Origin of the sequence: Corynebacterium sp. HMSC072A02 (genome assembly GCF_001810085.1) — a bacterium.
Lineage (GTDB): Bacteria > Actinomycetota > Actinomycetes > Mycobacteriales > Mycobacteriaceae > Corynebacterium > Corynebacterium hesseae.
Genome location: NZ_KV799846.1, coordinates 1 through 390 on the forward strand (window position 1 = coordinate 1; position 390 = coordinate 390).

Here is a 390-nt window from a genome sequence, read left to right on the forward strand (position 1 = left end):
TTGACCAGGTCAGGAAGAGTTGACTTACGCTTGGCTTGGATTGTAGTCACTGGGACAAAGGCACGCGGTGAAATCCCTTCAATGCCCATCATGCGCATCCGCTTCGCCACAGTCTTACGGTTAAGCGAAATGTGGTAGCGCTCGGCGAGCTCTGCGGTGATCCGAGGAGCACCATAAACCTCATCGGAGTCTTTCCAAATCTGATGAATCTTTCGGTCAACATCATCGTAAAATGCTGACCGATCATCCTTTCCGGATAGTCGTTTCTGCTGCACATGAGCCCATTTGTAGTATCCAGACCGAGATACTTTTAATAGTCGTGCCATGCGTTTGATGCTGTAGTTCGCCTTGCTCTGGCTGCATTAGTTCGAACTTTTCTGCTCGCGTTGC

Annotated in this window: 1 protein-coding gene; it reads right to left on the reverse strand. The window is 49.7% G+C overall.

Annotated features, from left to right (window positions below):
- Window positions 1-326, reverse strand: a 326-nt coding sequence (locus HMPREF2698_RS05225) for an IS3 family transposase (RefSeq protein ID WP_141748927.1), incomplete at its 3' end; no start/stop codon positions are given.
- Window positions 327-390 lie beyond the last annotated feature (64 nt).